This is a genomic window from Staphylococcus sp. HMSC059F04, assembly GCF_001812565.1.
Taxonomy (GTDB): domain Bacteria; phylum Bacillota; class Bacilli; order Staphylococcales; family Staphylococcaceae; genus Staphylococcus; species Staphylococcus lugdunensis.
In genome coordinates this window covers 1-7045 of the sequence record NZ_KV809460.1, presented here as the reverse complement: position 1 = coordinate 7045, position 7045 = coordinate 1, and the positions used below count along the sequence as shown (strand labels likewise).

Annotated in this window: 5 protein-coding genes; all 5 read right to left on the bottom strand. The window is 33.6% G+C overall.

The annotated features are described in order from the left end of the window. Nucleotides 1-91 precede the first annotated feature (91 nt). The gene (locus tag HMPREF2864_RS00485) at nt 92-943 is read right to left on the bottom strand and encodes a Cof-type HAD-IIB family hydrolase (RefSeq protein ID WP_002478931.1); all 852 of its coding nucleotides are present in this window, start codon (nt 941-943) and stop codon (nt 92-94) included. A 268-nt stretch (nt 944-1211) separates the two neighbouring features. Beyond that, complete coding sequence (glmS, locus tag HMPREF2864_RS00480; protein ID WP_002478930.1) at nt 1212-3017, bottom strand: glutamine--fructose-6-phosphate transaminase (isomerizing); 1806 nt, start codon at nt 3015-3017, stop codon at nt 1212-1214. A 738-nt stretch (nt 3018-3755) separates the two neighbouring features. Then, a complete protein-coding gene (gene glmM / locus HMPREF2864_RS00475; RefSeq protein WP_070544710.1) occupies nt 3756-5111 on the bottom strand; it encodes a phosphoglucosamine mutase in 1356 nt (451 codons plus the stop codon). A 23-nt stretch (nt 5112-5134) separates the two neighbouring features. Then, a complete protein-coding gene (locus HMPREF2864_RS00470) occupies nt 5135-6067 on the bottom strand; it encodes a CdaR family protein (RefSeq protein WP_002461293.1) in 933 nt (310 codons plus the stop codon). A gap of 1 nt (nt 6068) precedes the next feature. Beyond that, nucleotides 6069-6875, bottom strand: coding sequence for a diadenylate cyclase CdaA (gene cdaA, locus HMPREF2864_RS00465; protein ID WP_002461294.1), 807 nt, complete (start codon nt 6873-6875; stop codon nt 6069-6071). Nucleotides 6876-7045 lie beyond the last annotated feature (170 nt).

Below are 7045 nucleotides of genomic sequence, written 5' to 3'. Positions count from 1 at the left end.
TTTAATCACTTCAAATTATATTGTAAAAATCATAGCGAAGAAAAGATTTAACATTACAATCTTAATACTTTGTATTTATGTCCCAAATTGGTTATAAAAATCTATCTGCTAAATAACGTGCTGCACCATCTTCTTCATTATCATAAACCGTAACATCGTCAGTCAAATCCTTTATTTCTGGACGTGCATTCTTCATGGCTACCGTAACATGACCATATTTAAACATCGCGCGATCATTATCACTATCTCCAATGACAAGCGTCTCTTGCTGTTGAATACCAAAATGCGCAATCATTTCAGCAATGCCACTGCCTTTATCAACACCATATGCCATCGTCTCAGCATTAAAGCGAGATGAATTAGATACGCTAATGTTCAAACTTAATTGTTGGTCAATAAGTGACTGCCTAAACTGAGTAATTTGTGCTAAATCTGTAGTGAATAAATATATTTTAGAATATGATGTTTCAGGCAATGTTTTAACCCAGTTAATCTTACCTTTGAGCGCGTCTTTACGAGAACGCCATTCGCTAATCCCTACATTGTTTTGTGGTTCTTCTTCCCTCACCATGCCACGCATCCAAGATTCATCTTGTTGCAGTGCAAGGCGTTGGCCTTCAAATGGAAAGACCTCATAATATATATGTTGTTGTTGTGCTAATTGAACAATTTTATTTACCGCTTCTTGTGTTAAACTATGTCGAAATATATTATGCGCTTTGACCTCACCACTGGTACCATTGGAACTTATGATACCATCAACTGTAAATCCTTTAGGAACAAGCTGATTAATTTCAGCATAAGAACGCCCTGTAGCAAGAAAAACCTTATACCCCTTAGCTCGCAATTGGTCTATTACTTCTTTAGTATAACCACTAGCTGTATTATCTTCGTGTAGGATCGTACCATCCATATCTAAAAATATTGCTTTAATTATATCCATCTTTCTTTGTAACCTCCTAAGGTAATCATCTTCTGATGTAATTATCTTCATTATAGACAATTATTGGCCAATGTTGAAATTTACTTATAGCGCTACAAATAGTCTTTGAAATGAGAATAATTATAGCAAATAAACTTACTGAAAAGTTTAATAACGTCTTCCTATAAAAAAACAAGGAGTAAGACAATATTAGTTTAAATTTCGAAAAACCAGCTTGGGTATTTCTAAATACCTATTATTGTCCTACTCCCTATATATGTTAACTAATTTATTCAACCGTCACTGATTTTGCTAAATTACGTGGTTTATCAACATCTAATCCTCTATGCAACGCTGCATAATATGAAATAAGTTGCAATGTAACTACTGATACTAAAGGTGTTAACAACTCATGAACACGAGGAATTACATATGTGTCTCCTTCTTTTTCCAAGCCTTCCATTGAAATAATACATGGATGTGCACCGCGTGCAACAACTTCTTTGACATTACCACGAATAGATAAGTTCACCTTTTCTTGAGTGGCCAGCCCTATTACTGGTGTTCCTTCTTCAATAAGTGCAATCGTACCGTGTTTTAATTCTCCACCCGCAAAACCTTCAGCCTGAATATATGAAATTTCTTTTAATTTCAGTGCTCCTTCAAGACTGACATTATAGTCCATTGTTCGACCAATAAAGAAGGCATTACGTGTAGTTGCTAAAAAGTCTGTCGCAATTTGCTCCATTTTTGGTGTATCATCTACAATTGTTTCAATTGCTGTCGTTACTTTAGCTAACTCTCTTAATAAATCTATATCTGCTTCATGACCATGATGTTTGGCAATTACTTGAGATAATATTGCCAATACAGCAATTTGTGCCGTATATGCTTTTGTTGAAGCAACCGCAATCTCTGGACCAGCATGTAACAACAGTGTATGATCTGCTTCACGTGATAGCGTAGAACCAGCAACATTCGTAATGGTCAATGCCTTATGTCCTAGTCGATTAGATTCAACTAACACTGCACGACTATCAGCCGTTTCACCAGATTGTGAAATATAGATAAATAATGGTTTTTTAGATAGCAGAGGTGTATTATAGACAAATTCTGATGCTACATGCACTTCTGTAGGCGTACCTGCCCATTTTTCAAGATATTCTTTACCTACCAAACCGGCGTGATAACTTGTACCTGCTGCAATAATATAGATACGGTCTGCTTCAGCAACATCTTTAACAATATCAGCATCTATTTTTAAATTACCTTGTCCATCTTGATATTCCTGGATAATACGTCTCATGACAGCTGGTTGATCATTAATTTCTTTTAGCATATAGTGCGCATAAACACCTTTTTCAGCATCTGAAGCATCAATTTCAGCTGTATATGCATCACGTTCTTGAATATTGCCATCTAAATCTTTAATTGTTACACTTTCTCTTTTAACGATAACAATTTCATGATCTTTAATTTCTTTATATTGATTCGTAACTTTAATCATTGCTAAAGCATCCGAAGCAATAACATTAAAATGATCTCCAAGACCAACTAATAAAGGTGATTTATTCTTAGCAACGAAGATTGTATCTTTGTCTTGTTCATCTATTAAACCTAAAGCATAAGAGCCATGTAAGAGAGATACAACTTTAGTAAAAGCTTCCTCAGTAGATAACCCTTTATTTGAAAAATATTCTACTAATTGAACGATAACTTCAGTGTCTGTATCAGATACCAATGTTACATCTGTTAAATAGCTATCTCTTAGTTCTTCATAATTTTCAATTACACCGTTATGAACTAATGTAAAGCGTCCACTTGTTGATTGATGTGGATGTGAGTTTTGGTAATTAGGGACGCCGTGTGTAGCCCAACGCGTGTGACCGATTCCAATAGATCCATCAATATCATTATTGTCAGCCACTTTGCGTAATTCAGCGATTCTACCTTTTTCCTTAAAAACCTTTGTTCCCTCTTCATTAGCAACAGCAATACCTGCTGAATCATAACCTCTATATTCTAATTTTTCTAACCCTGATAATAATAATTCTTTGGCCTTATCATAACCTATATAACCTACAATTCCGCACATATATTTAATTTCCTCCATTAGAAATAATAAAGTACATTATATGACGTATTGCTGTAATTTAGATTAGCAATCATCTGTCATACCTTCATTTAAGCAAAGTTAAACAAGCCTGTCGTTCTATCGTTTCAAAAGCAAATTACAGCTCTATTTGTAGAAACATAAAAACAAGCCCTTATACTTTATTTTTCATGATATTAGTTTGGCGATCTTATTAATTTTGTCCATTAAGTTACCTCAATGTTTTATTTAATAAGCTGTCGAATGAGCCACATCCGGGATAGCATCCGCCGATCACTTCGATCACTATCCTCCTCGTCTACAAAAGTTAAATAAATGTCTCTAACAACTCTCTTGTATTAGTTGTTGGTCGTCAACATGTATTTAAACAATTGCACAGGCGCTATAATTGTTTTTTATTCACTCTCCTCCTTTCCATTAATGTTTATTTTACAATGTTTGAAAGTTATATTGCAAATATTTTCACAACATTATACGGAATTTTATTTAAAATTCTTAGAATAACCGAGATGTTAAAATAATTTTACACTACTAAATATAACTTTGCTCTATAAAAAAATAAATGTGTCATATTTATTTTTTAAGTGTTGTAGTTCCTTGAGCAAATTTAACCTCTGGAAAACTAATGTGAAGTTTTAAAAAAACATTTTATAAGAAAAAAAGCTAATGAAACAATTTAAATATGCTTCATTAGCTTTACATTACAATGTTTAACTTATTTTATTTTTCTAAGCCCATTTTCGCTTCTACAACTTGAGCAATTTGTTCGGCGTAGCGGTTTGCATTATCATCTGTAGAAGCCTCCACCATTACACGAACTAGTGGTTCAGTTCCTGAAGGTCTTACTAGAATTCGACCTTCTCCATTCATTTCAGCTTCAACTTTTGCTATTTCAGCTTTCACATCTTCATTTTTTTCCACATTATATTTATCTGTTACTCTTACATTTATAAGTGATTGTGGATATTTTTTCATTTGTGCCGCTAATTCACTTAGAGGTTTACCACTCATTTTAATGATTGAAGCTAATTGAATACCTGTTAATAAACCATCACCTGTTGTATTGTAATCCATCATTACAATATGTCCAGATTGTTCACCACCTAGGTTGTAGTCACCTTTTCTCATTTCTTCAACAACATATCTGTCGCCTACTTTAGTTTTATTTGAAGAAATACCTTCATTTTCTAAAGCTTTATAAAAACCTAAATTACTCATGACAGTTGAAACAATCATATCTTTTTTTAATTCTTGATTCTTATGCATCGCTTGGCCAATGATAAACATGATTTGATCACCATCCACGATTTGACCATTTTCATCAACCGCAATGATACGATCACCATCACCATCAAAGGCTAAACCGAAATCACTGTTTGTTTCTAATACAGTTTTAGCAAGATTTTCTGGATGAGTTGAACCACAATTTTCATTGATATTATACCCATCTGGACTGCATCCAATTGTTTCTGTATCTGCTTCTAAATCACCAAAAAGGAACGGTGCTAATGAAGACGTTGATCCGTTAGCGCCGTCTAACGCAATTTTCATACCTTCTAAATTAACATCTACTGTTGATTTTAAGAAACTTAAATATTTTTGTGCTCCTTCAAAATAATCAGAATAATGTACAATATCTTGTCCCACTGGTCTAGGTAATTCAGGATTTTGTTGTTCTAATAGGGCTTCAATTTCGTTTTCTTGATCATCTGACAATTTAAAACCATCTGAACCAAAAAACTTAATACCATTATCTGCAACAGGATTATGTGATGCTGAAATCATGACGCCTAATTCAGCACCCATTTCTTTTGTTAAGTATGCAACACCAGGCGTTGATATCACACCTAATCTCATAACTTCTGCTCCGATTGAGACTAATCCTGCAATTAAAGCAGCTTCTAACATTTCTCCAGATACACGCGTATCTCTACCTACTAGAACTTTAGGATGCGCTTCATTCTCATTATGCGCTAATACATAGCCACCATAACGCCCTAATTTAAAGGCGAGTTCTGGTGTTAATTCTTTATTTGCAATACCTCTTACTCCATCTGTACCAAAATATTTCCCCATCAAAAATACTCCTCTACTTTTTATTAATTTATTGTAATTTCTGCGTTTGTTTCACTCGGGTCAAGTTTCGACACATGATCAGGCAATTTAAATTTCACGGTCTGACTCGTATTTTCTTTAACATCATCTAAATCTATTTCAGCTGTAACTTCTTTGATATTTGCTAAATCATCTCGGTTGCCAAATAGTTCGACTTCATCATCATCAAGTTTGATGTTCTGTACTTTTGCATTATTTGGTAAAGATCCAACCGTTTTAACATTTACTTTAACTTTTTTAGAATACGGCTTAACCTTTACACTTAATTTAGCGCTGTCTGGTTGAATTGTAACATTTAATTTATTTAATTGTTTATCAAAAGCCGCTATGTCAGCAATATCTGTTGTATCTTTATCAATTTTATTGGCATTTCTAAATGTTGCCTTTAAATAAGCAATTTGATTTAACTGTTCTTTACCACCTGTAACCTTCACAGTTTCAGGAGATACCTTTTCTTCGCTTACTTTATAGTTACCAGCAATATCGTTATTACTAATATCAGGCGTGACATGCATTGTACGCGTCACTTTGTCTTCTAAAGTTACATGTGCTTGCTTAGGCTTCACATTATAATTAATATCATTGCTTAATCCCTTTACCACATAATCTTCTTTATAATTACCTGCTCTTGCTTTAGACAAATCTACTGCAACTTTAATATCATCTGCGTTCTCAATTTTAAGCAATTTAGATTGAGGTCCTGAAATCGTTACATCAACTGTGTCTGGTGCTTTAGTTACATGCAAATTTTTTGTATTATAAATTACTTGAACAGGTACATCTTCAATCGTCTTGGATGAATTTTGAGATAAGTCATTGTTACTAAAAATATTTCCAAATACATTATTCACAGATAAATAGAAAAATAGTGCCAATATAAATGCTACAAAACGTAAGCCCCATTTATTTTCTAACATGTCATTTCACACCCTTCTTTTGAAAGTGTGAGCCAAACCAATGTTCAGCTAGTAGTTCTTCAAATACTTCATTTGAAATATCTCGTCTCAACTTTCCATCAAAAGTAACTGAAATAGACCCCGTCTCTTCAGATACAATCACGGTGAAAGCATCAGAAACTTCAGAAATTCCGACTGCAGCACGATGTCTTGTACCTAAACTTTTAGATATTTTTGCGCTATCAGATAATGGTAAATAACTTGCAGCACTGGCAATTTTAGTTCCCTGAATAATCATTGCACCATCATGCAACGGAGTATTAGGAATAAACACATTCGTTAATAGCTCTTGTGAAATATCTGAATCTAAAGGAATTCCCGTTTCAATATAATCCTGTAAGCCCGTTTCTTTTTCAAAAACAATCAAAGCGCCTATACGTCTTTTAGCCATATATTGCACAGCTTTCGAAACAGCTTCTATTAATTTCTCTTCATCACGACTGTAAGTATTAGTATAGCGTTTAAACAAACTTCCTCTACCTAATTGTTCAAGTGCACGTCTTATTTCAGGCTGGAAGATAACAATAAGGGCAAGTACTCCCCATTGAATGACAATGTCAAACAACTTAGAAGTTGCTGTCAAATTAAGCACTTTACTAATTTGTTGAAAGATGACAATAACAACTATACCTTTGAGCAGTTGAATCGCTTTAGTTCCTTTAAAGACAGTAATGAGAAGATAGAGAACGTACCAAACAATAATCAAGTCAAGTACGCTTGTTATAATTTTTAAAGTACTTAGATTACTAAAAAAATTAGAAAAATCCATGACATCTCCTCCGGTTTCAATTTCATGATATTAATTATACCAATCATTATAATAACTGTCATATGAACACTATAATTTATGTCAAAATTTTTGATAAAAATAAAAAAAGCACTTTCCTGAGAGAAAGTGCAAACAATGAGCCATAGAGGATTCGAACCTCTGACCCTCTG

What these genes read in the sequence shown, in the direction of transcription:
- HMPREF2864_RS00485 (WP_002478931.1), bottom strand. Translation starts at nt 943, where the DNA reads ATGGATATAATTAAAGCAATATTTTTAGATATGGATGGTACGATCCTA.
- glmS (WP_002478930.1), bottom strand. Translation starts at nt 3,017, where the DNA reads ATGTGCGGAATTGTAGGTTATATAGGTTATGATAAGGCCAAAGAATTA.
- glmM (WP_070544710.1), bottom strand. Translation starts at nt 5,111, where the DNA reads ATGGGGAAATATTTTGGTACAGATGGAGTAAGAGGTATTGCAAATAAA.
- HMPREF2864_RS00470 (WP_002461293.1), bottom strand. Translation starts at nt 6,067, where the DNA reads ATGTTAGAAAATAAATGGGGCTTACGTTTTGTAGCATTTATATTGGCA.
- cdaA (WP_002461294.1), bottom strand. Translation starts at nt 6,875, where the DNA reads ATGGATTTTTCTAATTTTTTTAGTAATCTAAGTACTTTAAAAATTATA.